Origin of the sequence: Ensifer sp. PDNC004, from assembly GCF_016919405.1 — a bacterium.
Classification (GTDB): Bacteria; Pseudomonadota; Alphaproteobacteria; order Rhizobiales; family Rhizobiaceae; genus Ensifer.
In genome coordinates this window covers 1,073,646-1,097,226 of the sequence record NZ_CP070353.1, presented here as the reverse complement: position 1 = coordinate 1,097,226, position 23,581 = coordinate 1,073,646, and the positions used below count along the sequence as shown (strand labels likewise).

The following is a 23,581-nucleotide window of genomic DNA, read 5'->3' as shown; positions in this document are numbered from 1 at the left end:
GGCGTCGCGGTCGAATATCGGCACTTAAGCTTTGACAGTGTCGGCCGCGGCGTCTAAGTCTTGGGCATGGCATCGTTTTTCTCGAAATTGTTCGGCCGTTCCGGCAACTCTGAAGACCAGACGCAGGCAGCACCGGGGAAATCCGAGGCCTATGCGGATTGCACCATCCGCGCGACGCCGATGCGCGAGGGCTCCCAGTTTCGTCTGGCGGGCAACATCGAGAAAGTCTCGGCCGAAGGCGGCGCCAAGGTCCGTAGCTTCATCCGCGCCGATCTCTTCACGTCCGAGCAGGACGCGATCGACGCGGCACTGCGCAAGGGGCGCCAGATCATCGACCAGACCGGCCCGTCGCTGTTTTCCGACGATGCCCCGTCGCGCCAGGTCTGAGCCGCGTGCGTCTCTTCAAGATAGTCTAAAATAAACAGAAGCTTGCCTGTGTGAGTTCATGTTCGCGGCAAGAGCGTCGCGGATTTGAGCCGGCGGTTTAGCCTGCTGGATCGGCCAGGTGCCAAGTGTGTGGGCCACCGCAAGCGGCAGCCCGCTGATCGGTTCGTGGCTCAGAGCTTGATGCGGAAACGCGCAAAACCCTCGGCAGCGTCACCGGCGTCCTCGATCGTCACGCCCTTCACCTGCGCCAGGAACTGCCGCGCCTTCGGTCCGCTGTCGAATGTCACGCTGGTGCCTGCGAGCGGGACGAAGGTCCAGTTGGCGTCGGCCGACGGGTTGATCGTGCCCTGGTCGATGATGTAGCGCACCACCACATCGCGGTTGGTGTCGGGGGCCACGAAGACCACCTTGTCCGCGCCGATGTCGGGGAAGTTGCCGCCGCCGCCGGCGCGGTAGTTGTTGGTGGCCACGACGAATTTCTGGGCCGGATCAATCGCTTGTCCGTTGAACTGCAGGTTCTTGATGCGGTTCGAGGCGGCGTTGATCGTGTTGCCGTCCTTGTCGAACTTCGGCGGTACGGAAAGGTCGATCTGATAGGTGACCCCGTCGATGACGTCGAAATTGTAGGACGGGAAGCCGCCGTTGATTAGCGGCGCGTCGGAAGCGCCCGGCTTGACCTCGTTGAAGATGCCGGCCGACATTTCCAGCCAGTTGCGTACCTGCTCGCCGGTAATGACCACGGCCTGCACCGTGTTCGGATAGAGGTAGAGATCCGCGACGTTCTTGATGGCGATGTCGCCGGCCGGAACGTCGGTGTAGTAGTCGGCGCCGCCGCGACCCCCGGCCTTGAAGGGGGCAGCCGCCGAAAGGACCGGCAGGTCGCGGTGTTCGGTCTCCTTCAGCATCTCCTTGATGTACCAGGTCTGCGCCTGGCTAACGATCTGCACCGACGGATCGTCGGCAACCAGGGCAAAGTAGGAATAGAGCGGCGCACTGGTCCTGCCGACGGGCGTGCGCACATATGCAAGCGTCGCCTCGTGGTCCTTCTGGGCGGCCGCCAGGACCTCCGGCTTGTCGGCGACCTCGGCGATGACCTTCTTGTCCTCGCGGCGATAGATCGGGCGTGCCTCGCTCGTCGAACTGACGACGCGCCATTTGCCGCCGTCGCGCTCGATCAACAGGTCGATCAGGCCGAGATGCGAGCCCCAGAATCCGCCCATGACGCCGGGCTTGCCGGAGATCAGTCCCTTCTCGTTGTCGACGCCGGCAATCTCCTTGAACTTCGGTCCGGGGAAATCCAGGTGGCTGTGGCCGGTGACGATCGCATCGATGCCTTCGATTGCGGCCAGCGGCACGGAGGCGTTCTCGAGGTTCTCCGCATAGGCCTGCTGGCCGATACCGGAGTGCGAGAGCGCCACGACGATGTCGGCGCCTTCTTCGCGCATCTGCGGCACCCAGGCTTCGGCCGCCTTGACGATGTCGCGGGCGTTGGCCTTGCCTTCCAGGTGCTTGGCGTCCCAGGTCATGATCTGCGGCGGTACGAAGCCGATGAGGCCGACGCGGACCGAATGCTCCTGGCCGGAACCGTCCTTCACCTTGCGGTCGAGAATGACATAGGGCTTCAGGAAGAGTTCGTCCTGGCGCGCATTGGCGGCAAGCGATCCTTTCGTCAGGTTGGCGCAGACCACGGGGAAATTGGCCCCGTTCAGCACCTTGAACATGAAGTCCAGACCATAGTTGAATTCGTGGTTGCCGAGCGTGCCGCAGTCATAGCCGAGCACGTTCATGGCGGCGACGATCGGGTGGATGTCGCCATCCTTCATGCCGCGCTGATAGGCGATGTAGTCGCCCATCGGATTGCCCTGCAGGAAGTCGCCGTTATCCACGAGGATGGAGTTCGTCGCTTCGGCGCGGATGGCGTCGATGATCGAAGCGGTGCGCGCAAGGCCGACCGTGTCGTTAGGTTTGTCGCCGTAGTAGTCGTAGGGGAACACGTGGACGTGCAAGTCCGTCGATTCCATGATCCTGAGATGCGCCTGATTCGCGGCGGCGCGCGCCGAGAATGGATGCAGCATGACGAGTGCCGACGAGGCCGCGGCCCCCGCGAGAAGCGAGCGGCGCGTGAGGTGAAGCGGGGAAGTCATCGATGTCATGCGGTCCTCCATTTATCAAGAATGCGGGTCTTCATGGAAAAGGAATACAATCGGGAGTTTTGTTCGCTGGTCAGCGAACGACGGTGGGTTGGCGCCGACTATGCCGGAAAGCCGCCGTTTCCGAAAGCGGCAGATTTTCGCACTGAAAAGGTCGAGCAACAGCGGACACCTGGTAAAGTTTTCTTCAAGTTTCCTGGTTAACGGTGCTCCACGAAACGGAACTTTCTCAAGCACATGCCAAACGCCAACCTTCTTCTCTTCGTCGGCGAGGCGCTGGTCTACGTGACGGCGATGATCGGGCTGTTGCACCTTCGCGCCCGACTGGGGCTCGGGGTATTTGTCGCCGCCCTTGGCGTCATGCACTTCATCGAAACCTATCTCGCTGCGGTCTTCTATGTGCAACTGCCGTTCGGCGTGATCTCGCCGGGATCGGCCGTGTTGTTTTCCGGCAAGTTGATGATGATCCTCCTCCTCTATGTGAAGGAGGACGCAGCAACGGTGCGCCAACCGATCTATGGCCTGCTCGCCGGCAATTTCCTCACTGTGGCGCTCAGCCTTCTGCTGCGGCAGCACGATACGGTATCGATCGTCGCAGAGCGCTCCGCCGACCTCGCCTTCATCGACGAGATGGGATGGCTGATGGTCTGGGGCACGACGATCCTCTACTTCGATGCGCTGATGATCATCCTGCTCTACGAGCGCCTCGGTCGGTGGTTGCGTCACTTCGTGACCGTCCGTTTCCTCATCTGCGGTGTCGTGGTGCTCACATTCGACCAGGCCGCCTTCTATGCGGCGCTGCGCTGGTGGAACGACGCGCCGGCGGAGGTCTTCTGGGGCGGCTGGATGGCGAAAATGCTGGCGGCACCCTTCTATGCCATTGCCGTCGGCCTTTATCTCAACCTCTCGCGCCACCCGTCGCTTGCCATGTCGGACCGGCCGCTCGGCGACATCTTCAACACGCTGACCTTCCGCGAGCGCTACGAAGATCTGTTGTCGCGCTCCGGGCAGGACACGCTGACGGGATCGCTCGACCGCAGCCGATTCGAGGTCGAAGCACCGGAAATGCTGCGCGCGGCGACCGTCGCGAACGCTGCCGTCACCCTGATGATCATTGACGTCGATCACTTCAAGGGCGTCAACGATCGCTTCGGGCATCTCCAGGGCGACCGCGTGCTGCAACAGCTGGTCGAAACGGTGAAATCGAAGATTCGCCCCGTCGACCGCCTGTTCCGCTACGGTGGCGAGGAGTTCGTCATCCTTTGTCCGGAGATGGACCAGGCGGACGGGCTGCGGCGCGCCGATGAGATTCGGATCGCGATATCGAGCCAGTTGTCGACGCCGGATGGGCGCCCGGTGACGGCGAGCATCGGGCTCTCTTCGACGCCGGCCGATGGGGGCTCGGTCGAGGATCTGCTGGCGCAGGCCGACCTGAGACTTTACGCCGCCAAGGGACGCGGCCGCAATTGCGTTGTTGGCCGATAGGTCTCTCGCTGGCCTTCAGATGCCGACATTCGGCCGGTCGATGATTTCGCGAAGCGAAAAGCTCGAGTTGATCTTCACCACGTGGGGCAGGGCCGAAAGCCAGTCGCGGTGAATGCGCTCGTAGTCCTGCAGATCCTTGGCCGCCACCCGCAGGATATAGTCGTATTCCCCCGACATCAGGTAGCAGACGAGCACGTTCGGACAGAGCTTTACCGCCGCCTCGAATTCGGCGAGCGTCTTGGCGAACTGCCCCGAGAGCGAAATGTGCACGATGACCATGATCTGGTAATCGAGCGCCTTGTGGGCGATCCGGGCATGGTATCCGGCGATCGTTCCCGACTTTTCCAGGATGTCGACCCGGCGCGAGCAGGCCGACGGCGAGAGCCCGACTTTCGCCGCGAGGTCGGCATTCGAGATCCGACCGTTCTGCTGAAGAATGCGCAGAATCGCATGATCTATGGCATCAAGTTCGCTCATTGGTGATTTCCCTCGATATTGCTCCAAATGGCGCAATATTCTTCGAAATCAATGCGCGTTGGCTTTCGTCTTTGCAAGGACATTCGATTGTCAGCGTGTTTTGCTGATTGCCTCGTCAAAAGCGGCGCAAAGCCCATTACAGGAGAGGAACGCAAGGATGCGTGTCGGTTGCCCGAAGGAAATCAAAAACCATGAATATCGTGTCGGCCTGACGCCCGGCTCGGTGCGTGAATATGTTGCCCATGGCCACGAGGTAATCGTGGAAACCAAGGCCGGGGCAGGGATCGGCGCGGACGACGATGCGTACCGTGCCGCTGGCGCGAAAATCGTCGCGACGGCAAAGGACGTGTTCGAAAAATCGGACATGATCGTCAAGGTCAAGGAGCCGCAGCCCTCCGAATGGGCGCAGCTGCGCGAAGGCCAAATTCTCTATACCTATCTGCATCTTGCGCCCGATCCGGAACAGACCAAGGGCCTGCTCAATTCCGGCGTCACGGCGATCGCCTACGAGACCGTCACCGACGATCGCGGCGGCCTTCCGCTGCTTGCGCCGATGTCGGAAGTTGCCGGGCGCTTGGCGATCCAGGCCGGTGCTACCTCGCTGCAAAAGGCCAATGGTGGCCGCGGCATCCTGCTCGGTGGCGTGCCGGGCGTCCTGCCGGCCAAGGTGACCGTCATCGGCGGCGGTGTCGTCGGCCTGCATGCCGCCCGCATGGCGGCGGGTCTTGGCGCTGACGTCAGCATCATCGATCGCTCGATCCCGCGTCTGCGCCAGCTCGACGATCTCTTTGCCGGCCGCGTGCACACGCGCTATTCGACCATCGATGCGCTGGAAGAGGAAGTCTTCTCCGCCGATCTCGTGATCGGGGCCGTGCTGATCCCGGGCGCTGCGGCACCGAAGCTCGTGACCCGCGAAATGCTGACCGGCATGAAGAAGGGGGCTGTCATCGTCGACGTCGCCATCGATCAGGGCGGCTGCTTCGAAACCTCGCACGCGACGACCCATTCCGAGCCCACCTATGAGGTCGACGGCATCGTGCATTACTGCGTTGCGAACATGCCGGGTGCGGTGCCAGTGACCTCGGCGCATGCGCTCAACAACGCCACGCTGCATTATGGTCTGCAGCTCGCCGACAAGGGCCTGAAGGCGATCGCCGAAGACCGGCATCTGCGCGCCGGCCTCAACGTGCATCGCGGGCGTGTCACCAACGCGCCCGTCGCCGAAGCGCTCGGCTATGATGCCTATGCGCCCGAGGCAGTGCTGAACGTCGCCTGACAGTCGTTTCGGCCCGGCAGCAATGCCGGGCCGATTTCGTCTCAGGCCAGCTCTATCCGGCACTGGTAGCAATTGTTCCGGGTTGAACGGACGTGCACGGAGGCAACGTCCGATCTCGCCAGCAACTCGGTTGCGCGACTTTCGACTTCTGCCCTGACAACGACGTCGCCGGTTCCATAGACGATGCGCTCGTCCGCGCCGTAGCCGCGCAGCAGGTAGTCGGCGCGTGAGTTCAGGATCGGCGGCAATGCGTCGCCATCATGCGCCGGGCAGGCCTCGGCGTGCATGAACACGGGCCCGGTTTCCGCATAGGGCTGCAACGAGGCAAACGGCCGAAGCGCGAAAACCAGATAGGGTGCGCCGGCCTCGACATAATCCAGGCAATGACGGCAGGGTACGCCGCCGCCATCGGAGACCTGTCGTTCCGGCGCATTGCCATAGGCGTCCAGCCCGCCTTCTCTCATCCGGCGGGCTTCCGCGTCGGACATAGGAATATAGCGCAACGACATGGTGGATCTCCTTGATCGGCTTCTGTTGTTCGATCAGGAGAGTGCACCGGCAGCAGCCATCGGGACACCCGGAACTTGCCGGATGGTGTTCTTCAGAGGTTCTTCACCAGCGTCAGAAGTTCGGCATCGGTCAAAGGCTTGACTGTGGCTTCGCGGGTCGCGACCGGCGAGAAGCCGAATTGCTGATAGAGCTGCAGCGCGCGGGGATGGTCGAGGTTGTTGGTGGTCACCTTCAGCTTGCTCGGGTTCAGTGCCCAGGCGGCAAACAGCGTTTGCAGCAGGAACCATTTGCCGAGCCCGAGGCCGAGCGCGTGTTCCATCAGCCCGAAATGCACAAGCTCGACCACGTCGTCGTCGCCCTGATGCAGCTCGAAGAAGCCGGCCGGCGCGCCGTTGACGTAGAGGACCGTTACGCTCCGCCGCTTGTCTCCAAGCAGGGCTGCCAGATCCTCGTCGCTCATTCGCAGCCGTTCGGTCCAATGCCAGCGGCGTCCGACGCGCAGATAGAGAAACCGATAGTAGCCGAGCGGAATGTCGGAGACGCGCAGGATCGCGGTCTGGATATTGACCGGCATCGGCAGGCTCTGCTTCGGCGGAGCCGTCATTTCGAGTTCGGTGACGTGCGCCGTCAGTGAGGTGAGCTTCGGAGTGCGCATGGCGTCACTCGCGACCCGTGACGACAGCGGTGTCAGCGCGTCCGCCCCATTCCGACCAGGACCCGTCATAGAGCGTGTTGTCGGTGTGGCCGAGCGACTGCAGCGCCAAGGTGATGATGGCAGCAGTCACGCCCGATCCGCAGGTGGTGACCACGGGCTTTGAAAGATCGACGCCGGCGGCGGCGAATGTCTGGCGGAGGCTCTCGAGATCCTTGAGCTTCCCGTTTTCCGAAAAGACGCCGGACGGCAGGCTGTAGGCGCCCGGCATGTGGCCCGAACGAAGACCGGCGCGCGGCTCGGCTTCCTCGCCATAAAAGCGCGGGGCGCCACGGGCGTCGGCGATCTGGATCGCTCCATCGGCGACGATCTGCTTCATCCCCGCGAGAGACGTGACCGCGGCCGGCGTGAAGCTCGGTGTGAACGTGGCTGGCTTGGGCGAAGGCACGTCCGTGCTCACGGGCCGGCCTTCCCGGTTCCAGCCGTCCATGCCGCCATCGAGCACATAGACATTCTTGGCGCCCATGATGCGCAATTCCCACCAGACGCGTGGCGCCGTCATGATGCCGGGGCCGTCATAGACGACGATCGTATCCGTCTCGCTGACACCGAGCGCGCCGACGGCTTCGGCAAAAGCTTCCGGCGAAGGCAGGGTGTGCGGCAGGCCACTCGTATGGTCGGCAATAGCGTCCTGGTCGAAGAAGACCGCACCGGGAATGTGCCCGGCGCCGTATTCCGCCTTCGGGTTGCGCTTCTGTGCCGGCAGGTACCACGACGCGTCGAGGATCCGGATCGAGGGATCGCCAAGGCGCTCCTGCAGCCAATCGGCGGAAACGACAAAGGCGCTCTTGTTGTTGGTCACGGTCGCAACTCCTTACTCAAACTGATGCGCGGTCTTCGGGGGTGCCGAAGCGGATACGGAACCGGCGGTTCTCCTTACCCTTTTTCTCGATCTTGGCGATATGGATGGCGCCGACTTCCTGCGTTTCCGACACATGCGTGCCGCCGCAGGGCTGGCTGTCGATCGCCGAGTTCTCGCCGATGCAGACAAGGCTGACGCGCCCAAGGCCGATCGGCGGGCGAACATTCTTCGACTTGACAATGCCGGGGTTGGCGGCGAGTTCGTCGTCGGTGATCCACTGGACGTAAACGGGGTGGTTTTCGTCGACGAGCTTCATCAGCGCTGCCGTGACCTCGTCCCGGTCGATCGTCTCGCTCATGTCGAAATCGACACGGCTCTCGTCCTCGCCGACCGATGCTCCGGTAATCGGGAAGGGACAGACGACCGAAAGGAGGTGGCAGGCCGTGTGCATACGCATCAGCCGGTAGCGGCGGGGCCAGTCGATGTGCAGAACCAGCTTCTCGCCGATCTCTGGCGCCGGCTGGCCCTCGGCCGGCACATGGATGATGGTGTCCTTGGTCTCCCCGTGGCGGGCGACCGCGATGTCGATGCGGCTGCCATCGGCGCGCTCCAGAAAGCCCGTGTCGCCGGGCTGGCCGCCGGAGGTGGCATAGAAGCAGGTCTGATCAAACTCGATCCCGCCGTCTTCGAGGATTCCGGTGACGCTGGCCTCGCAGGTCGAGAGGTAGAAGTCGTCACGGAAGAGCGCGGTCACGGTCCTGGTCATCGCATTCCTATCCAACTGATTCGTATGGCACTGCAATGTTGGAAGCCATCTTCAACCACGTTGGAACCGGCAGCCCCTTGGAGGCGAGGAAATCCGGGTTGAAGAGCTTCGACTGATAGCGGTTACCATAGTCGCACAGGATCGTCACGATCGTATGTCCCGGTCCGAGATCCTTGGCGAGCCGTACCGCGCCGGCGATGTTGATGCCCGTCGAACCACCGACGCAGATGCCTTCCCGCTCGATCAGATCGAAGACGTATGGCACCGCTTCCGAATCGGGGATCTGGTAGGAAAAGTCGGGCGTGAAGCCTTCGAGGTTGGCAGTGATGCGGCCCTGGCCGATGCCTTCGGTGATCGAGCTTCCCTCGGACTTCAGTTCGCCATTGGTGTAGAAATTGTAGAGTGCGGCCCCTTGCGGATCGGCAAGGCCGATCTTGATTGCCGGGTTCTTCGCCTTCAGCCCTTGCGCGACACCGGCCAGCGTTCCGCCGGAGCCGACGGCGCAGATGAAGCCGTCGACCTTGCCATCCGTGTCGCGCCAGATCTCGGGCGCCGTGGTCTCCACATGGGCGTCGCGGTTGGCAACGTTGTCGAACTGGTTGGCCCAGATGGCGCCGTTCGGCTCGGTCTTCGCCAGTTGCTCAGCAAGGCGGCCGGAAATCTTCACGTAGTTGTTGGGGTTCTTATAGGGAACGGCGGGCACTTCGACGAGCTCGGCGCCAAGCAGCCGAAGGGCGTCCTTCTTTTCCTGGCTCTGGGTTTCCGGGATGACGATGACGGTGCGGTAGCCGAGCGCCTGGCCGACGAGCGCCAGCCCGATGCCGGTGTTGCCGGCCGTGCCTTCGACGATGACGCCGCCCGGCCGCAACTGACCGGTGCGTTCCGCATGGCGGATGATCGAAAGGGCCGCCCGGTCCTTCACCGATTGTCCGGGGTTCAGAAACTCGGCCTTGCCGAGGATCGTGCAGCCTGTCGCGTCGGAAACGGATTTCAGCCGGATCAGGGGCGTGTTTCCGATTGCTTCGAGCACGGACGGGAGAATGGCCATTTTCAGAACCTCGTGTTTGAGGACAGGCACCGCGGCAAGGCGGCACGTACCAGGTAAAAACGAATGGCGGCCAGCGAATATCGACAACGTTCCGGTACCGCCGAAATGTTGGCGTGTTTTCGGCTCAGCCTGCACTTCAGGCAAGAAATAGCGTTTCGCCGTCGCTCTGTCCCGAACAAAAATCGTCTCCAGGGACTGCGAGAGCCGGCGGCAAGGAGCGCTGCCGCGAAGAAGGGCCGGGCAAGTCATTTTTCGCCCACAGAAGGAGATGCGTACGTGTTTCCCGGCGCGTGCCGAGGAGTGAGTGATGAGTATTCAATCTACGAAATCGGAACACAAACTGGCTTGGGTAACGGGCGCAAGCTCGGGAACCGGGCGGGCACTGGCGCTTGCGCTGGTGCGCGAAGGTTACTCCGTCGTCGTGACGGCGAGAAACCACGACAGGCTCGTGGATCTGCAGCATGAAGCGGCAAGTGAAGGGCGGATCACCGTGCTCGACGGCGATGTCACCGACCCCGCCGACATGGAGCGGGTGATGGCGGCGATCGAATACGATCACGGGCATCTTTCGCTCGTGGTGCTGAACGCCGGGGTCGCGCTGCCGGTGCGGGGAGGCGAGCTTCACCGCGAGGCCTTCGAGAAGAGCTTTGCCGTCAACCTCAACGGCGTCGTCAACTGTCTCTTGCCGGCGGTGGAGCATATGAAGGCGCAGGGGTACGGACATATCGCCATCGTCTCGTCGGTGGCCGGCTATGGCGGATTGCCGACCAGTGCCGCCTATGGCGCCACCAAGGCCGCGCTGATCAATATGGCTGAAAGCCTGAAGTTCGATCTCGACCGGCTCGGCATCCGGCTGCAGATCATCAGCCCCGGCTTCGTCGATACGCCCGGGACCGCACATATCCGATTTCTGAGACCGGCGCCGGTGACCAGCGAGGAGGCGGCAAGGCGTATCGTCGCCGGCCTGAAGTCGCGACGGTTCGAGATTGCCTTTCCGCGCCGCTTTGCCTACGCGATGAAGCTCATGGACCTGCTGCCCTACAGCCTCTATTTCCGCGTATTGAACTGGCTGACCCGCGGCAAGGCGGAGGCCATGGAAGGCAAGAAGCACGCCGGACCCGGCGGGCACCCGCGTCAGGCGGTGTGAAGCACCAGCACCGCGCCGAAGATGAGCGCCAGTCCGACCCAGCCGATCGGCTTCAGCTTCTGCCCGAACAGGAAACGGCCGCAGATGGCCGTTCCGAAGATCCCGGTTGCGCCAAGCACGGCATAGGCGATGGCGAGCTCCATGCCCTTGGTGGCTTCCGCCAGGAAGGCAAAGGCGGCGAGCACCAGCAGGATCGAGAGGATGCCCCAGCCACGGCGGGCGAACCCCTCCGATTTCGTCGATGCGAGGTTGGCCCCGATATCGAGGATGCCAGCCACGACGGCGAGAACGAAGTAGATGCTAGGCGCGCTCATCGGCGGTTCCTTCACTCGCTGCTTCGTCTTCCTCATGATACTCGCCGGCATTGACGAGCAGGATGCCGACGATCGCCATCGAAAGCCCGAGCATTTCGCGTCCGGTCAGCACATGGCCGAACACGAAAACCGAAACCAGTGTGATGATGGCGACGCCCGAACCTTCCCAGATCGCGTAGGCGACGCCGACCGATATCGTCTTCACGGCCTTCGCCAGGAAGACGTAGGAGAGCGCGATCGAGACATACATGACGATGTGGCCGAGGTAGGAGCCGCTTTCGGAAGCGGCCTTCATCACCGTCAGGCCCACCACTTCAGTCGCGATGGCGAGCGCGAGGAAAAACCATGCAAGACGCATGCTGTACCTTTGAACAGAAACTTGGATCGACCGCCTATTAAGCGCTACGGGTGACGCGGTAAAGACGCGGCGTACGCTTCACTCGAAGACGATCTGCCGGACATCGATGTTGCGGGCGCGGAACCCAGCCTCGCAATAGTAGAAGTAGAACTCCCACAGCCGCTTGAATCGCAGGTCGAAGCCGAGCGGCTCGATCCTGCTCCAGACCGCCCAGAACCGCTCCCGCCATTCGCCGAGCGTGCGGGCATAGTCGACCCCGAAGCCGAAGTCGTTGATCATCCGCAGGCCGACATTGCAGCCAAGCTCGACCAGATGCTCGCGCGTCGGCAGCATGCCGCCCGGGAAGACGTATTTCTGGATGAAATCCGGATTGGAGCGATACTCCTCATAGGATTCGGGCTTGATCGTGATGATCTGCAGTCCGGCCTTGCCGCCGGGTTTCAGGCACCGCTTCAGCTGCGAGAAATAGGTTGCCCAGAATTTTTCGCCGACGGCCTCGAACATCTCGATGGAGACGATGCGGTCATAGGCGCCTCTTTCCTCGCGATAGTCCTGGAACTTCAGTTCGACACGGTCGGCAAGGCCGGCCCGCTGCATGCGTTCGCGCGCGAAGGCCAGTTGCTCGCGGCTGATCGTCAGCCCGGTGACCTTGCAGCCGATTTCCGCCGCCGCGAATTCGGCAAAACCGCCCCAGCCGCAGCCGATCTCGAGCACGTGGTCGCCGGCACGCAGATTCGTCGCCTCGGCCAGCGCGCGGTACTTGGCTTTCTGCGCCGAGCGGAGATCATTGGCGCCGGTGGCGTAGAGCGCGGACGAATAGGTCATGCTCGGATCGAGCCATTCGCTGTAAAACGCATTGCCGAGGTCGTAGTGGGCCTGGATGTTGCGGCGGGCACCGGAGCGGGTATTGGCATTGCGCCAGTGCAGGAACTTGTCGAAGAGGCGCAGAAGCCCGCGCGCGCGGTTCGGAAAGTTGTTGCCGATTTCGGCGTTGACGAGGAAGAGTTCGAGAAAGGCGCCGACATCGGGACTGTCCCAGTCGCCGTCGATGTAGCTTTCCGCGGCCCCGATGGTGCCGCCCGAAATGGCGCGCTGGGGCAGGTTCCAGTTGTTGAGATTGAGGATGGCGCTGGGGCCGGCCCTGGCGCCTTTGATCACCAGCCGGCGGCCATCTGGCGTGGCGAGCATCAGCGTTCCCACCTGAAGGTGCACCAGGGCGCCAAGCACCATGCGCGCCTTGAGCGGAAAATCCCGCACGACCGTTGCCAGGTTGTCGGAAGATAGCTCCACGGCATCGGCTAATGCAGCAAAATCGGCTTCCAGATTACGCATACACCACCCCCTCAGCTGTTGCATCCGTAAGGTGAGCCTAGCCGCAATCGGGCGAGACGCCAACTGAGGAATTCTACCGGAGGCTCTATGGGCCTTCGGAATCTCCCGGCGCGCTTGTGATCTGCCGGAAAGCCGCCAGTGCCCGGTCCCGCGCAACGGCATGGTCGACCATCGGTTTGGGGTAGGTCGTGCCAAGTTCGATGCCGGCTTCCGCAAGGGCTGCGGGTGGGGCTGCGAAGGGGCGATGGACATAGCGCGGGGAAAGGCGCTCGAGTTCCGGCACGAAGCGCTTCACATAGAGACCGTCGGGGTCGAATTTTTCGCCCTGGATCAGCGGGTTGAAGATCCGGAAGAACGGTGCGGCGTCCGCGCCCGATCCGGCGACCCATTGCCAGCTTGCGCCATTGTTGGCCGGATCCGCGTCGACCAGCGTGTCGCGAAACCAAGCTTCTCCCCTGCGCCAGTCGACGAGCAGGTCCTTGATGAGAAAGGAGGCGACGATCATGCGGACGCGATTGTGCATGTAGCCGTGACGCCACAGCTGGCGCATGCCGGCATCGACGATCGGGTATCCGGTGAGCCCCTTGGTCCAGGTGGTGAAATCGTCGTCGTCGTTCAGCCAGTGGAGGCGGTCGAATCGACGGTCGAGGTTGCGGCGGGGGAGCTCAGGATAATGAAACAGCAGATGGTAGGAGAATTCGCGCCAGGCGAGCTCCTTGCGGAAGGTGGCAGCCCCTTCGCCGCTGTCGGCCTGGGGGCCCGCTGCTGCGTGCCAGGCCTGCGCCGGCGAGATTTCGCCAAACGCCAGATGGGGCGAGAGCAGGGATGTGCCATCCGCGTCGGGGAAGTCGCGGCGACGTTTGTAGGCGTCGAGCTTTTCGTCGATGAATTCTTCGAGGCGGCCGGCCGCGCCGTCTTCGCCCGGCGTCCACACCTCGCCGAATGTTGCTGCCCAGTCCGGCTTCGTCGGCAACAGCGACCAGTCGTCGAGGCGCTCCGATCGCGGCCAGGTTTCCGGTGCTGCAATATGGTGCGGCCGGTCGATCGGCGGTGCCGGCTCGTTTTTCAGCTCGAGCGCGCGCCAGAACGGCGTGAACACGCGGTAGGGGCCGCCGGTGGTCGTCAGCAGCCGCATGGGCTCGTGCAGTAACTGCCCAGCAAAACTGTCGGCGGTGATGCCCCGTTCTGCCAGCGCCTTCTTGAGCGCGGTATCCGTGGCGATGCCGCTCGGGTCGTAGCGGCGGTTCCAGTAGATGCGCTCCGCGCCGCTTGCGCGCGCGATCGCGACGATCACGTCCAGCGGCGTGCCTGATCGAAGAACGAGGCTTGAAGCGCGCTCGGCAAGACTTGCGCCCAAAGCTTCAAGCGAATGGTGCAGCCACCACTCCTGAGCCGCGCCAAGCGGGCCGTTGCCGCTGTCGGCGGGTTCGCGAATATAGAGGGGAATGACCGCGGCTTCGCCGGCAGCGGCCGAAAGGGCGCGATTGTCGGCCAGGCGAAGATCCTTGCGGAACCAGACGATGATGGGCGGCGCCGCGGCCTTTGTCATGGAGAACCATCGGGAGGTTGGGGATTGATCACCTATGGAACATAGGCGCAAAATGAAAAAGAGCCATTCGCATCGCTGCAAATGGCTCTTTTAGAAAGTGGCTCCCCGGGCCGGATTCGAACCGGCGACCTGTCGATTAACAGTCGAATGCTCTACCGCTGAGCTACCAGGGATCATCCGCGCCGCTGTTGTGCTGTGCGCTTCAGAAGTGAGGCTGCTAATACGCATGCTTTTCTGATTTGCCAAGCGCTTTTTTCAAAAAAAATGACAAGTTCCGTTGCGAGGCTGTGGAGAAGTCCCCAATTGTGGGAAAACACGCCGGATAGGGAATGATGAATAAAAACAGGAAGCAGATGCATTTCGGCATTGATCCGCAGACACGACAGATCGTGCTGGGCAAATGGCGCATAGCGCTGCCCGACTCTCCGCTCTTGCGCATCCTGCTGGGTTCGCTGCTGGTGTTCTGCGGTTTTCTAGGCTTCTTGCCCGTGCTGGGCTTCTGGATGATACCGCTGGGCCTGATCGTGCTTTCCCACGACATTCCCTCGGTTCGCCGCCGTCGTCGTCGCCTGGCCGTCTGGTGGGCGCGATGGCGCGGGAAGACCAATTCGTCGAAGGGTTCCTGAGCCGGGCGCAGAATTATCGATCTTGTTGTCGAGGGCAGGGTGGTCGGCGGTTTCGAAACCTCGCGGCCGCCCCGCATCAATTCCGAATCTCTCAACAAGGGCCGTGGCCGCGCAGGCGAATGACCGGTTCCTCGCCGTCTTCCCCTCTGTTGGGGTGCCCTCGAAAACTTTTCGGCAACGCATCAAACGCATAATGCGGTCTCGAATCAGGATGGGGACCGATGGCCAAAGCCACTACGAAACGTCGACGCCGCAGTTCGGGCAGAAGCAGCAGCAAGCAGGGCGGCATGGCGCCATGGTATCTGGCCGCAGCGCTCACCCTTGGCGGCGTCATGGCCTATGACCATCGCGCCGAGTTGCGGCACTGGCCCGTGGTTTCCGATGTCGTGGCCTTTGCGTCGCGAACGGAAACGAAGCCGAAGCCTCCGCGTGCCGTTCCTGAGGCGCAGGAGCGCGTCGCGCATCAGGCGGACAGGCACAAGCCGAATCCGAAGCCCGGCCCGGTCACCAAGGTCGCTCTGGCCGCACCCGTGCCGTCGGTGAATGTCGGCGTCACGCCGCCTACCCCTGTCGTGCGGCCGAATGAAGAGGTGAAGACGGCGTCCATCCGCACCGACCAGTTCTATTTCTGTGGCATTCGCAACGACAACTGCGTGATCGATGGCGCCACTTTCGTCTTTCATGGCGAGACGATCCGCGTCGCCGACGTCGATGCGCCGCGAATCCGCCAGGCAAGCTGCGACAAGGAGCGTTCGCGCGGCTTCTACGCCAAGCAGCGCCTGCGAGAGCTGCTGAACGCGGGCGACTTCAAGCTGGTTTCGGCAGGCGGGCGATCAGACGCCAAGGCCGGCGAAAAACTGCGCCTGGTTACCCGTGGCGATCAATCTCTTGGACGCGTGCTTGTCTCCGAGGGGCTCGTGCGCCCGTGGGATGGACGCCCGACGCCCTGGTGCTGAGATCAACTGGGAGCCGATCGGCGGACATCGGCGATCGATCTGTGGAAAGTATCTATCCAACAAATCGACGGCGCGTTTTTCAGAAAATGCCTCTTGCGGTTTTTCTGCAATCATTCTAAATCCGCGCCAACGCTTGGTTATCCGAGCTGTGAGGCCTCGTGGCGGAGTGGTGACGCAGAGGACTGCAAATCCCCTACACATTGAGAAAAATCAACGGCCGTTCTGAATTACGGCCGGATTTCACGCCTTTTTCTCGCTTTTACGACCATTGATTTCATTCACATTTTTCGGCTGTTCAGAATGGCCAAAACGCTTCTTTGTGGCTTCCAGGACGCGCTTTTCCGTCTCTTTCGCATAGCCACGATAGGCCGCCGCGGTCTTGTGCTTCGACAGCACTCGGCCCTGTCCCTCGGTTAGGCCGCTCTCTTCCAATTCTGTCATCCCGCCATGCCTGCACATGTCCAGGCTGAAGGCCGGCGCATCAAGCTTCTTTTCCTTCCGAAGCAGGTCTGCCATCTCGCGGACCTCATGCGCCAGGAACGTCCCATCCCCAAACAGTACGCCGTTTTTCTTGCAGACAATCGAGGTGCCGTATCTTGGCGTCTTGGCCAGAACCTCCTCCGCCTTCTCGTAGAGCTTCACCGTGTCACCATCTTCATCGAGATATTCGAGAGGGTGCAGCGCGAGCTCGTCGGTCTTTCTGTGCTTCAAGCGGATCTTGTCAGGATGGTCGGACGCCCTATAGCCGGTCCACGGCGCATACCCGGCGCCGATCGACGACGGACGCATGAGCCATTCGAAGGCGAGCACAGCCGCCGCGGCCAATTCTCCCCGACCCTTCTCAATCGCGCCACCGGCAAATTGATAGACCGCCCCGCGGTCCACATGGCCCTTGGTTATCTTCTTCCGGCGCTTCAGCGTGACGCCTTCCCATGGGTTGGGTGTGTCGGCCCTGAAGAGGTCGGGGTAGTGCGGTCGCATGCGCTTCCACATGGCCTTGCAATAGGTGAGAACCTTTTCCCCCATGCGTGTGGCGCCGAACTGGCTATAGATCTTCTCGGCCGTGCTGACGGCTATGTTTGCGACCTTGGCGTCACCAATGCGGGCTTCTTCGCCGTCTGGCCGCTTGATCTTGATGTCGCAGACGCGATCGAAAACACGCTTATAGTCGGGGCGGCTGAACTCACCGACGCGCTCAAGGAACGATGCGTGTTTGAGGTAGACGGTCACAAGCCATTCAACGGTGCCATACCGGCTCGTATCGGCCTCTGCGTTCGGGTTCGCCTTTGCCTTGCGCCATTCTTCGAGGCGGTCATTCCAGACCTCGGCGGCGTCCTGCAGTTCTTTCGGGGAGAGGTTAACGCCAAGGGCGGCGCTGAGATACGGGCATCCGGCCTTGCGATAGAGGGTGGGGCAGGTCCAGTAGTAGCCGGTAGCCCCGCTGGCAAGAGTCTTGAAAGACGTATAGGGCGGTAGCGTGACAGGAACCATTACCACGCTTCCAGGTCGACGCTTACGGCGCTTCCCCCGATCGCCTTGTCCAGATCGCTCTTCCGCCATGCCCGGAACTTGCCCTTGCCCGTACCCGTCTCAATAAAGGGCTGAGGCCAAATGGTCCCGACCCGGCTCATGAAGGCATCAACCGTCTTCTCGCCAGCATAGGCAGCCGCAAGCTCGTCGCGTAAGACCGCCGGCCAGCATCCTGTGGGAATGACAGCGTGCTTGGTCATCTTATCCCCAATATCCAGAATGGCGAGGCGATCTTGCCTCCTGCACTTCCCGCCCCAAATATCCGTGATGGCTAATAGAAAACCCACCAAAGGCGACCGTTGCCGGATATCCGCGGAGATCGCGAAGGTATGGCCGGATGGGAAGGTGACGCTGCACGTGGCGGGATACGACTATCCAATCACGGTCGCAGAGAGTTTTCTCGAAGACATCGGGCCAAAGCCGAAGCCGGTCAAACCGCCGAAGCCGCCTAAGCATTCCGACGCTAACCCGCTGTGGGATGAGGGGTGAGGTCATGCCGCGGCCCTCTCGATCTGGTCGATGTTCTGCTTGATGACGCGGAAGGTGTAGGCGGCAACCCAGGGGTTTGCTTCCCATGAGCCGGGGCCGTTGATGCTCTCCCAGAGGTTGCGATACCAGCCGCGCGGGTCCATTCCATCCAGTTCGACGCCAGCCAAGCCCTCGGCAAGGGCATCCGCCTCACTGATACTCTGCAGGCGTTCGACGCGAACGTCGGTGACGGTCAGCGTGAGGCGCGAGGCCCAACGAGGCATATGCATCGCGCGCCGGTCTTTACCGCCAAGTTCGTTTTCGCCATCAGCCAGGTATTCTATCGGAGTCGTCTTCGGGTCGAATTCGACGGGCCGGAGAGGGCGGCCGAGATCTTCAACTGTCCAGTCGAGACCATAGGTCGTGCGCCAGTGTTCTCGAACATAGAGGCGGTCGCCGACAGATATCCGCAGCTTGATACTCGAATGAAGATGGCCGATATGATCCACTTCAATATGCGGAGTAACTTTACGCCGCGTCTGCGTCTTCCGGCCGGCAAGCAGCGCTTGAACCATCGGCGCCGAAAATAGAATAGGGCGGTCGTTCATGGCTATCTCTGCTCCTGTCGCGTTTCAGAATGGGGCTGGGCCTTGGCGCGGATACGATTGGCGACCCATTCGAAGCCTTCAAGTTCCGCGATCTGCGCCGCCTCATCGAAAGCCTGGCGGCGTGCGTCGGCCAACTTGGCTTCGACGTCCTCGGCTAGTTTCAGTGCTGGGAGTAACTTGTCGATGCTCGTCATGTTGAGGCGTGCGTCTGCCAAGGCGGCTTCCGCCTTTTTTGCGCGCTTCTGCTGTTTTGCCGCCGATTCAATCCATTTGGCGTTCTCGGCTTCGAGATGTTCGATGCGGTCGGCGGCTTCACGGAAGATGCGACTGCCGAGTATCCGCTGCTGGCTGTTGGCGTCGGCGTGACGCAGTCTCTCTACCAGATCACTCATTCGAACCTCCAAGGGCGGCGCGGGCGCGGCGCAGGTCGCCGAGATTGAACTTGTCCGGCCTTTCACGTGCGCCGTCCGGCCATGTCTCGGCGAATTGATTGGCCTCGGCTGCAAACGGCTCCAGCGCCTTCTCAAGCTGCTCGACATAGGCGACGATCGCCCTGATGTTCTCTTCGGAGAGCCGATCGACGTGGGCCGCATCGCTAGCGTGCTTGAACGTGGCTATCCGCCGCCGCTCGCCATTATGGACCGCGCTGAGGTCGTGCGAGCTATCCCAATCCGAGAACGGGGCGCCCTTCGCCTCTTCGCAGTACGACGGGTGGAACTGGCACCACTTGCCCTTGCTCACCCCATCGAGCCCCGCCACGATTTCCGAAAGGAGGTGTTTGCCGGTCATGCTGCCCTCGCTGTGATTGTTTCGACCTGCTGGATGCGCTGCCCGATCCAGCGCATGACGTTCACGGCCATCGAGTTACCGAGCGCCTTGTAGCGAGGGCCGTCGGCCGCTGGTTTGCCGCGGTATGGAACGTTGGTGAAATTGTCGGGGAAGCCTTGGAGGCGTTCGCACTCGCGCGGGGTCAGGCGTCGGACTGCCCAATCCTTCTGCACTGCCTGCACCTTGTTCCTTGCCTCGATGGTGTAGGCAACGTCAGCCTGGAAGCCTTTGCCTTGTGGCCCGTTCTCAAGGTTTTCGCTGACGGCGCGCTCTTGAATAGCATGGGCAACGAGGCAACCTTGCTCGTGAGGCATCCGCGCTGCGCTTGCCGACATGCCCGATGTCAACGGATACGACGCAACAGGAACGATCGGCGTTCCACGGCCCGTCCCGTCCTCGCTGGCGTCGAAGCCTTCGGCACGAAGGCTATGGGCGACGAACGTCTCGCTTTCGAAATCCAGGCGACCAGCAGGGCCGCCATGAGCGTTGACGGCAGTGGCCCCATCGATGTGGCCACTGGTGTTATTGCCGCCGAAGGGGATCAATCCGCCGTCGAGATCGAAGTCGGTTCCGAGCCCGCCACCCCCTGTAGGGCGGCTGCTAATTGTCGGGGAAGGTCTTTGCCCCGCTTTCCGGCTCGGCGCAGAATCCCCGCGCATGCCTTCGGGCTCAAATAATACTGCTGCGGCACGTCGCCAGTCTCCAAGATATCCGACAACGAACACACGCCGGCGTCTCTGGGGGACTGCTCTTTCAAAGCCGTCCACTCGGACATACTGAGCGTCAAGCACTCGCCAGGCCGCATGATACCCGCATTCTTCCAGCCCTCGGATAAAGGTTCCAAAGTCCCTTCCTCCGTTGGAAGACAGGACGCCGGGGACGTTTTCCCAAACCAGCCAGCGGGGCTGATAGCGTCGAGCGATAGCAAGATAGGTGAGCATGAGGTTGCCGCGCGGGTCAGCAAGTCCCTGGCGAAGTCCCGCGACGGAGAAGGATTGGCAGGGGGTGCCTCCGACAAGAAGGTCAATTGCATGGTCAGGCCACTCCTCGAATTTGGTCATGTCGCCGAGGTTCGGGACGGTCGGATAGTGGTGGGAGAGTACGGCGCTCGGGAACGCCTCGATCTCGCTGAAGAATGAGGGCGACCAACCAAGCGGGTGCCAAGCCATCGTCGCGGCTTCGATCCCGGAGCAGACGGATCCGTATCTCATCGCGTCCCCTCCTGTGCGTCATCCCCCTGCGCGGCGAGGGCGGCGGGAGAAGTCATCTTGTCGGCGAAATCGTAGGAAGCCTTTTCGACCAGTTCGAGCGTGCCGCATTCGTGCCGCCACATGGCCCCGCGTTCGTAAGCTGCCCGAATAGCCTCAAACTCCCACTCTCCACCCCCCTGCGCTGGCTTGGTGGTCGAGAGGGCGTTGGAAAGGACAAGCCTCATCGCTTCCTCGGCAGTTTCCTTTTCCGCCATCGACAGGGCGTCGGCCATGTCAAAGACGTTTCCGTACCTATCTCGAATTTCCGTGGCCCTTGATCGAAGAGCCTCTCCAGTCAGAACGCCTGTCTTCCGCCAACCGAACACCTCATTGATGCGCTCGATCAACTCATCCCCCACTGCCGGGGTGAGGGCGGCGTCAACCGCATCGCAAAGGCGCAGGATGTAACGCGGGTCAAGGCGCCACTGGATGTTCTGCTTGATCATGTCGTCTGCAGCCATGCGGGCGATACAGGACGCCGCGACGACATCCCCATCCCCCACGCCCGCTTTCTCTGCCGGGGTGAGGGCGGGAGCGGTCAATTCAAGTACACGATCGGCATAGTTACCATTGACGGCAGCTATTGCTTCGTCTCGGCTGCCGAATGTCGGGGCCTCTCCGTCAATGGTCGGCAGGCCAGCTGCTTTCCACGCGCAACCTTCCTTGAGCCTCCAAACGTCATATTGAAACCAGAATGGGGTCTTGGCGATCGTGGACGAGTATCCATCGTCGTCAGTGGCCTCGGGCATCCACTCCAGCGGCTTCACACCCACCGGCGCGACAATGGAGGGGGAGGCGAAGAGCTTCAAACCATCACGGCAAGCCTCGCGGTTCAGCACTCGGATTTCGTATAGCTGTGTGCCGTTATCGAGGACAGATCCAGACACGAGTTCCGCCACCGGCTCCACCTCCGCCTTCGGATCGATAGGGCGGGAGAGAGCGGCGATGAACGGTGCGAGCGCTTCAGCCAATGCGCCATGGCCGAGAGAATGATTGCCGTCAACGCGCCGGATCTCCTGCGCAAGGGCGTCGATGTCGATTTCGTTGTCAGTCATTCTGGGTTCCCTCCGCGCTCTCTTCCGCGCATTCCATCATCTCGGCTTGCCAGCGGATTTCCTGGCGCATCTGCTCGTCAGTCAGCCACCACGACCGCCCGCAGCGATAGCAATGGGCTCGACCTTCCAAGATGTCGGCGTCGTATTCCTCGCAGTCGCAGAAATCGTCATCGTCGTAGATCGGATCGTCGTCGTCTTCGATGTCGGTCATGTCAGCGATCCTTCGGCCTTGGAGATGGCTGCGCGAAGCTGCTTCACGACGGACCAAACCTGTGATCTGGTGGATTCCGGGTTCATCAGAGAGTGAAGCGCCTCGACATACGGCTCTGCTGCCTTCAGAGCAGCCAGCAGATCAGGGGCGGCAGCGATGAGGCGGCCGTTGGCCTCGGTCGGGCCGTCACTGGTGAGGAAGCAAACCCGGGCTTCAGGGCCGCTCCACACGATGATGTTGTCCGGCGGCCCGTCAAACTCCCAAGGCCCCCGCGTATGTTTCGTCTCGCTCACTGTACTGCTCCTATGGGAATGAAGGGGGTCAACGGGAAACGACTTCGCCCGTGCGGCGATTGATGACGGTCCCGTCGATGCACTTCTTCAGGTTCGGGTTGGACAGGCCGGACTTCGGTTTCGCGATGCCAAAGTGCTTCTTCCGGGTGCGGTTGCATTTTGCCCGGACCTTGGCCTCGGCCGCCGTTTTCCTCTTGTGGGATTCCGACGTGACAGCCTGCAGGTTGCTTTCCGAATTGCGGCCGCCGAGCCAGAGCGGGACGATATGGTCGTACTGGACGACGTCATCGGAGCCGAGCGGGAAGCCCGACAGAGCACAGATGTTGCCCTGGCGATCGCGGATGCGGTCCTTGACGCGCGGGGGCGGCGGGGTGTCGTCGGTCTTGCCGACCCATTCAGAGACAGATCTCGCCATCATTCGTCCCCCGGCGTGAGCGACCGAGCGTCCCAATCGCGCCGCATGCACGCGAACTCGATGCCTACCTCGTTGAAAGCGTCGCGGAAGGCGAAGGCGATACCGCTGACCAGCACGTAGATAAACGCGGCGGCAAGGACCGGCGGGCCGGCGATGATGATGAAAAGGCGAGCGATCATGCCGCGACCTCCGGGAATGCGTTGTGCTCGACGCCGTCGAGGAAGCGGCCGGAACGACGTTTTCCGACGCGGCTGTAGATCTCGCCGTTGACGGTCTGATAGCGCTCCGGGTCCTTCCCGAAGGAAAGGAGGTTCGTGGTCTCGTCTTCGAGAGACTGACCCCAGGCAAGCCACTCGCCGTTCTGCTTGTGGTGATATGCCTTCCCGGCATGGATCGCCTGATCGCGAAGGGCGCGTGTCCAAGCGAGCTCGGTGATGCGGGCCTTGTGTCCTCCCTGGTCCGTCTCGCCGCCTGTGATGACCCAGTCCGGCATGAAGACGGGCGGGATGGTGATTAAGCCGAGCAAGGGCTCGAAGCTGCCGAAGGTGAACAGCGGGTTCGTCTCGATCTTGGCGACATTGAGAGCCGGCAGATTGATGTCCGCGCGCTTCTGGTCTTCGACGGTCGTTCCCAGCGCCGCATTGCTCGGCAGCCCGCCTGCGGCGTCGGAGAGCTTGACGATGTTCTGCGGACGCTTGGTCAGCAGCAGATAGACGAGATTGGGCGTCCGACGCATGACGTCGAAGGCTTCGGCGCGCCACTGCGGATCCCACTGGTTATCGAAGACGTCAGCGAGCGACGCGCAGAACACGAACGGCCGATCGCCGTCCTTTTCGGCTTGGCGCTGCCACCGGAACGGATCATTCCATGTATGCTTGCTGGTGCGCACCCGCTCGCCGTGCGGACCCCACTGGACCTTGCCATAGCGCTTATCCATGAGAGCTTCGGCATAGCAGCCGTCGCAGGCCGGGGAGACCTTCGTGCAACCCATGACTGGGTTCCATGTATGCCTGGTCCAAGAGATTGCA

General features: G+C 62.1%; 30 protein-coding genes and 1 tRNA gene. 7 read left to right on the top strand and 24 right to left on the bottom strand.

From position 1 onward, the window contains the following. Positions 1-66 precede the first annotated feature (66 nt). Positions 67-387, top strand: a complete 321-nt coding sequence (locus JVX98_RS13555; protein WP_205238948.1) for an HlyU family transcriptional regulator — start codon at positions 67-69, stop codon at positions 385-387. Positions 388-557: 170 nt separating this feature from the next. Here JVX98_RS13555 and JVX98_RS13550 read toward each other — a convergent pair whose 3' ends face one another. After that, positions 558-2,531 carry a bifunctional 2',3'-cyclic-nucleotide 2'-phosphodiesterase/3'-nucleotidase gene (locus JVX98_RS13550; RefSeq protein ID WP_205239445.1) on the bottom strand — a complete coding sequence of 658 codons (1,974 nt, stop codon included), beginning with the start codon at positions 2,529-2,531 and terminating at the stop codon, positions 558-560. A gap of 42 nt (positions 2,532-2,573) precedes the next feature. Here JVX98_RS13550 and JVX98_RS13545 point away from each other — a divergent pair, with 42 nt between their 5' ends. Both JVX98_RS13545 and JVX98_RS13540 read left to right on the top strand, forming a co-directional pair. After that, complete coding sequence (locus JVX98_RS13545) at positions 2,574-2,741, top strand: hypothetical protein (RefSeq protein WP_205238947.1); 168 nt, start codon at positions 2,574-2,576, stop codon at positions 2,739-2,741. A gap of 33 nt (positions 2,742-2,774) precedes the next feature. Then, positions 2,775-4,022 (top strand): diguanylate cyclase, encoded by a 1,248-nt coding sequence (locus JVX98_RS13540; RefSeq protein WP_205238946.1) that lies wholly within the window; start codon positions 2,775-2,777, stop codon positions 4,020-4,022. 15 nt (positions 4,023-4,037) lie between these two features. Here the strand turns inward: JVX98_RS13540 and JVX98_RS13535 are convergent, their stop codons facing one another. Beyond that, the gene (locus JVX98_RS13535; protein ID WP_034791115.1) at positions 4,038-4,499 is read right to left on the bottom strand and encodes an Lrp/AsnC family transcriptional regulator; all 462 of its coding nucleotides are present in this window, start codon (positions 4,497-4,499) and stop codon (positions 4,038-4,040) included. A gap of 157 nt (positions 4,500-4,656) precedes the next feature. Here JVX98_RS13535 and ald point away from each other — a divergent pair, with 157 nt between their 5' ends. Then, a complete protein-coding gene (ald, locus tag JVX98_RS13530) occupies positions 4,657-5,775 on the top strand; it encodes an alanine dehydrogenase (protein ID WP_205238945.1) in 1,119 nt (372 codons plus the stop codon). A gap of 41 nt (positions 5,776-5,816) precedes the next feature. Here the strand turns inward: ald and JVX98_RS13525 are convergent, their stop codons facing one another. The 5 genes from JVX98_RS13525 to JVX98_RS13505 all read right to left on the bottom strand — a co-directional run bounded on the left by JVX98_RS13525 (position 5,817) and on the right by JVX98_RS13505 (position 9,613). Further along, a complete protein-coding gene (locus JVX98_RS13525; protein WP_205238944.1) occupies positions 5,817-6,284 on the bottom strand; it encodes a DUF1203 domain-containing protein in 468 nt (155 codons plus the stop codon). A 92-nt stretch (positions 6,285-6,376) separates the two neighbouring features. Beyond that, positions 6,377-6,940, bottom strand: coding sequence for a GNAT family N-acetyltransferase (locus tag JVX98_RS13520; protein ID WP_205238943.1), 564 nt, complete (start codon positions 6,938-6,940; stop codon positions 6,377-6,379). 4 nt (positions 6,941-6,944) lie between these two features. Further along, the gene (gene sseA, locus JVX98_RS13515; RefSeq protein WP_205238942.1) at positions 6,945-7,799 is read right to left on the bottom strand and encodes a 3-mercaptopyruvate sulfurtransferase; all 855 of its coding nucleotides are present in this window, start codon (positions 7,797-7,799) and stop codon (positions 6,945-6,947) included. A 16-nt stretch (positions 7,800-7,815) separates the two neighbouring features. Continuing rightward, complete coding sequence (locus JVX98_RS13510) at positions 7,816-8,565, bottom strand: alanyl-tRNA editing protein (RefSeq protein WP_205238941.1); 750 nt, start codon at positions 8,563-8,565, stop codon at positions 7,816-7,818. Positions 8,566-8,572: 7 nt separating this feature from the next. Then, positions 8,573-9,613, bottom strand: coding sequence for a cysteine synthase A (locus JVX98_RS13505; RefSeq protein ID WP_192446123.1), 1,041 nt, complete (start codon positions 9,611-9,613; stop codon positions 8,573-8,575). Between the two features lie 304 nt (positions 9,614-9,917). Here JVX98_RS13505 and JVX98_RS13500 point away from each other — a divergent pair, with 304 nt between their 5' ends. Beyond that, a complete protein-coding gene (locus JVX98_RS13500; protein ID WP_205238940.1) occupies positions 9,918-10,760 on the top strand; it encodes an SDR family oxidoreductase in 843 nt (280 codons plus the stop codon). On the opposite strand, the gene JVX98_RS13495 is transcribed toward JVX98_RS13500, so the two are convergent. The 5 genes from JVX98_RS13495 to JVX98_RS13475 all read right to left on the bottom strand — a co-directional run bounded on the left by JVX98_RS13495 (position 10,748) and on the right by JVX98_RS13475 (position 14,486). Further along, entirely contained in the window at positions 10,748-11,074 is a 327-nt protein-coding gene (locus tag JVX98_RS13495; protein ID WP_043620407.1) for an SMR family transporter, read from the bottom strand. The genes JVX98_RS13500 and JVX98_RS13495 overlap by 13 nt on opposite strands. Continuing rightward, positions 11,061-11,432: an SMR family transporter gene (locus JVX98_RS13490; protein WP_205238939.1), complete on the bottom strand. Its 372-nt coding sequence runs from the start codon at positions 11,430-11,432 to the stop codon at positions 11,061-11,063. The genes JVX98_RS13495 and JVX98_RS13490 overlap by 14 nt, the downstream gene beginning before the upstream one ends. Positions 11,433-11,510: 78 nt before the next feature. Then, entirely contained in the window at positions 11,511-12,764 is a 1,254-nt protein-coding gene (locus JVX98_RS13485) for a cyclopropane-fatty-acyl-phospholipid synthase family protein (protein ID WP_205238938.1), read from the bottom strand. An 85-nt stretch (positions 12,765-12,849) separates the two neighbouring features. After that, positions 12,850-14,313, bottom strand: coding sequence for a deoxyribodipyrimidine photo-lyase (locus JVX98_RS13480; protein ID WP_205238937.1), 1,464 nt, complete (start codon positions 14,311-14,313; stop codon positions 12,850-12,852). Positions 14,314-14,411: 98 nt separating this feature from the next. Next, a tRNA-Asn gene (locus tag JVX98_RS13475) sits at positions 14,412-14,486 on the bottom strand. 159 nt (positions 14,487-14,645) lie between these two features. On the opposite strand from JVX98_RS13475, the gene JVX98_RS13470 reads away from it, so the two are divergent. Both JVX98_RS13470 and JVX98_RS13465 read left to right on the top strand, forming a co-directional pair. Further along, complete coding sequence (locus JVX98_RS13470) at positions 14,646-14,939, top strand: hypothetical protein (protein WP_043614612.1); 294 nt, start codon at positions 14,646-14,648, stop codon at positions 14,937-14,939. 221 nt (positions 14,940-15,160) lie between these two features. Beyond that, entirely contained in the window at positions 15,161-15,895 is a 735-nt protein-coding gene (locus JVX98_RS13465) for a thermonuclease family protein (RefSeq protein ID WP_205238936.1), read from the top strand. Positions 15,896-16,135: 240 nt separating this feature from the next. Here the strand turns inward: JVX98_RS13465 and JVX98_RS13460 are convergent, their stop codons facing one another. The 12 genes from JVX98_RS13460 to JVX98_RS13405 form a co-directional block, all read right to left on the bottom strand. Further along, on the bottom strand, positions 16,136-17,386 hold the full coding sequence (locus JVX98_RS13460; RefSeq protein WP_205238935.1) for a hypothetical protein: 1,251 nt from the start codon (positions 17,384-17,386) through the stop codon (positions 16,136-16,138). After that, positions 17,386-17,625 (bottom strand): hypothetical protein, encoded by a 240-nt coding sequence (locus tag JVX98_RS13455; protein ID WP_205238934.1) that lies wholly within the window; start codon positions 17,623-17,625, stop codon positions 17,386-17,388. The genes JVX98_RS13460 and JVX98_RS13455 overlap by 1 nt, the downstream gene beginning before the upstream one ends. 291 nt (positions 17,626-17,916) lie before the next feature. After that, positions 17,917-18,501, bottom strand: a complete 585-nt coding sequence (locus tag JVX98_RS13450; RefSeq protein WP_205238933.1) for a hypothetical protein — start codon at positions 18,499-18,501, stop codon at positions 17,917-17,919. Between the two features lie 2 nt (positions 18,502-18,503). Continuing rightward, positions 18,504-18,893: a hypothetical protein gene (locus JVX98_RS13445; protein ID WP_205238932.1), complete on the bottom strand. Its 390-nt coding sequence runs from the start codon at positions 18,891-18,893 to the stop codon at positions 18,504-18,506. Next, positions 18,886-19,290, bottom strand: coding sequence for a hypothetical protein (locus JVX98_RS13440; protein WP_205238931.1), 405 nt, complete (start codon positions 19,288-19,290; stop codon positions 18,886-18,888). The genes JVX98_RS13445 and JVX98_RS13440 overlap by 8 nt, the downstream gene beginning before the upstream one ends. Then, positions 19,287-20,540, bottom strand: a complete 1,254-nt coding sequence (locus JVX98_RS13435) for a DNA cytosine methyltransferase (protein ID WP_205238930.1) — start codon at positions 20,538-20,540, stop codon at positions 19,287-19,289. The genes JVX98_RS13440 and JVX98_RS13435 overlap by 4 nt, the downstream gene beginning before the upstream one ends. Next, positions 20,537-21,634: a hypothetical protein gene (locus JVX98_RS13430; protein WP_205238929.1), complete on the bottom strand. Its 1,098-nt coding sequence runs from the start codon at positions 21,632-21,634 to the stop codon at positions 20,537-20,539. Before JVX98_RS13430 ends, JVX98_RS13435 begins: the two co-directional genes overlap by 4 nt. Then, on the bottom strand, positions 21,627-21,845 hold the full coding sequence (locus JVX98_RS13425; protein WP_205238868.1) for a hypothetical protein: 219 nt from the start codon (positions 21,843-21,845) through the stop codon (positions 21,627-21,629). Before JVX98_RS13425 ends, JVX98_RS13430 begins: the two co-directional genes overlap by 8 nt. Continuing rightward, positions 21,842-22,138, bottom strand: a complete 297-nt coding sequence (locus JVX98_RS13420) for a hypothetical protein (protein ID WP_205238867.1) — start codon at positions 22,136-22,138, stop codon at positions 21,842-21,844. The genes JVX98_RS13425 and JVX98_RS13420 overlap by 4 nt, the downstream gene beginning before the upstream one ends. Before the next feature lie 28 nt (positions 22,139-22,166). Next, positions 22,167-22,553 carry an HNH endonuclease gene (locus JVX98_RS13415; protein WP_205238928.1) on the bottom strand — a complete coding sequence of 129 codons (387 nt, stop codon included), beginning with the start codon at positions 22,551-22,553 and terminating at the stop codon, positions 22,167-22,169. Continuing rightward, a complete protein-coding gene (locus JVX98_RS13410) occupies positions 22,553-22,732 on the bottom strand; it encodes a hypothetical protein (protein WP_205238927.1) in 180 nt (59 codons plus the stop codon). The genes JVX98_RS13415 and JVX98_RS13410 overlap by 1 nt, the downstream gene beginning before the upstream one ends. After that, positions 22,729-23,544, bottom strand: a complete 816-nt coding sequence (locus JVX98_RS13405) for a DUF5131 family protein (protein ID WP_371826545.1) — start codon at positions 23,542-23,544, stop codon at positions 22,729-22,731. The genes JVX98_RS13410 and JVX98_RS13405 overlap by 4 nt, the downstream gene beginning before the upstream one ends. Positions 23,545-23,581 lie beyond the last annotated feature (37 nt).

Coding starts and splice junctions, on each gene's coding strand:
- JVX98_RS13555 (WP_205238948.1), top strand. CDS start 67: ATGGCATCGTTTTTCTCGAAATTGTTCGGCCGTTCCGGCAACTCTGAA.
- JVX98_RS13550 (WP_205239445.1), bottom strand. CDS start 2,531: ATGACTTCCCCGCTTCACCTCACGCGCCGCTCGCTTCTCGCGGGGGCC.
- JVX98_RS13545 (WP_205238947.1), top strand. CDS start 2,574: ATGGAAAAGGAATACAATCGGGAGTTTTGTTCGCTGGTCAGCGAACGA.
- JVX98_RS13540 (WP_205238946.1), top strand. CDS start 2,775: ATGCCAAACGCCAACCTTCTTCTCTTCGTCGGCGAGGCGCTGGTCTAC.
- JVX98_RS13535 (WP_034791115.1), bottom strand. CDS start 4,499: ATGAGCGAACTTGATGCCATAGATCATGCGATTCTGCGCATTCTTCAG.
- ald (WP_205238945.1), top strand. CDS start 4,657: ATGCGTGTCGGTTGCCCGAAGGAAATCAAAAACCATGAATATCGTGTC.
- JVX98_RS13525 (WP_205238944.1), bottom strand. CDS start 6,284: ATGTCGTTGCGCTATATTCCTATGTCCGACGCGGAAGCCCGCCGGATG.
- JVX98_RS13520 (WP_205238943.1), bottom strand. CDS start 6,940: ATGCGCACTCCGAAGCTCACCTCACTGACGGCGCACGTCACCGAACTC.
- JVX98_RS13510 (WP_205238941.1), bottom strand. CDS start 8,565: ATGACCAGGACCGTGACCGCGCTCTTCCGTGACGACTTCTACCTCTCG.
- JVX98_RS13505 (WP_192446123.1), bottom strand. CDS start 9,613: ATGGCCATTCTCCCGTCCGTGCTCGAAGCAATCGGAAACACGCCCCTG.
- JVX98_RS13495 (WP_043620407.1), bottom strand. CDS start 11,074: ATGAGCGCGCCTAGCATCTACTTCGTTCTCGCCGTCGTGGCTGGCATC.
- JVX98_RS13490 (WP_205238939.1), bottom strand. CDS start 11,432: ATGCGTCTTGCATGGTTTTTCCTCGCGCTCGCCATCGCGACTGAAGTG.
- JVX98_RS13485 (WP_205238938.1), bottom strand. CDS start 12,764: ATGCGTAATCTGGAAGCCGATTTTGCTGCATTAGCCGATGCCGTGGAG.
- JVX98_RS13480 (WP_205238937.1), bottom strand. CDS start 14,313: ATGACAAAGGCCGCGGCGCCGCCCATCATCGTCTGGTTCCGCAAGGAT.
- JVX98_RS13470 (WP_043614612.1), top strand. CDS start 14,646: ATGAATAAAAACAGGAAGCAGATGCATTTCGGCATTGATCCGCAGACA.
- JVX98_RS13465 (WP_205238936.1), top strand. CDS start 15,161: ATGGCCAAAGCCACTACGAAACGTCGACGCCGCAGTTCGGGCAGAAGC.
- JVX98_RS13460 (WP_205238935.1), bottom strand. CDS start 17,386: ATGGTTCCTGTCACGCTACCGCCCTATACGTCTTTCAAGACTCTTGCC.
- JVX98_RS13455 (WP_205238934.1), bottom strand. CDS start 17,625: ATGACCAAGCACGCTGTCATTCCCACAGGATGCTGGCCGGCGGTCTTA.
- JVX98_RS13450 (WP_205238933.1), bottom strand. CDS start 18,501: ATGAACGACCGCCCTATTCTATTTTCGGCGCCGATGGTTCAAGCGCTG.
- JVX98_RS13445 (WP_205238932.1), bottom strand. CDS start 18,893: ATGAGTGATCTGGTAGAGAGACTGCGTCACGCCGACGCCAACAGCCAG.
- JVX98_RS13440 (WP_205238931.1), bottom strand. CDS start 19,290: ATGACCGGCAAACACCTCCTTTCGGAAATCGTGGCGGGGCTCGATGGG.
- JVX98_RS13435 (WP_205238930.1), bottom strand. CDS start 20,540: ATGAGATACGGATCCGTCTGCTCCGGGATCGAAGCCGCGACGATGGCT.
- JVX98_RS13430 (WP_205238929.1), bottom strand. CDS start 21,634: ATGACTGACAACGAAATCGACATCGACGCCCTTGCGCAGGAGATCCGG.
- JVX98_RS13425 (WP_205238868.1), bottom strand. CDS start 21,845: ATGACCGACATCGAAGACGACGACGATCCGATCTACGACGATGACGAT.
- JVX98_RS13415 (WP_205238928.1), bottom strand. CDS start 22,553: ATGGCGAGATCTGTCTCTGAATGGGTCGGCAAGACCGACGACACCCCG.
- JVX98_RS13410 (WP_205238927.1), bottom strand. CDS start 22,732: ATGATCGCTCGCCTTTTCATCATCATCGCCGGCCCGCCGGTCCTTGCC.
- JVX98_RS13405 (WP_371826545.1), bottom strand. CDS start 23,544: ATGGGTTGCACGAAGGTCTCCCCGGCCTGCGACGGCTGCTATGCCGAA.